A 490-nucleotide genomic window follows, 5' to 3' on the forward strand; every position below is an offset into this window, starting at 1 on the left:
GCGACGGTTCTGGCCGCCGACGTCGACGCCGGCGGCCTCGAGGCCGTCGCTGCTGCAACCGGCGCCTCGACGATGGTCGTCGACGTCGCGGACGGCGACGGGGCGAACACCGCAATGGTCGCCGAGGCGATGACGGCCCTCGGCGGCATCGATCTCGTCTTCCTGAACGCCGGGATCCTCGGGCGTCCCATCGCCGATCAGGGTTCGCCGTACACGATCGCAGACCTCGATCCGGCGCGCTACCGCGCCGTGGCAGCAGTGAACATCGATGGGGTCGTGTTCGGCACGGTGGCAGCGGCCGCCTCGATGAACGGGGGAGCGATCGTCGCAACCGCCTCCGCGGCGGGCCTGGTGCCCTGGGCGCCGGATCCCTTCTACACCGCTACGAAACACGCAGTGGTGGGCTGGGTGCGGGCGATTGCACCGGCGCTGGCCACCCAGGGAATCACCATCGATGCGATCTGCCCCGGTGGGGTGGCGACTCCTCTGG

1 protein-coding gene is annotated in these 490 nt (G+C 70.6%); it reads left to right on the forward strand.

Going from position 1 to position 490, the window contains the following annotated elements; genetic code table 11:
* On the forward strand, positions 1–490 hold a 490-nt coding region (locus ACLNEE_RS16925), incomplete at both ends, for an SDR family NAD(P)-dependent oxidoreductase (protein WP_412007456.1).

The organism is Aphanothece stagnina RSMan2012, assembly GCF_046764815.1.
Lineage (GTDB): Bacteria > Cyanobacteriota > Cyanobacteriia > PCC-6307 > Cyanobiaceae > NIES-981.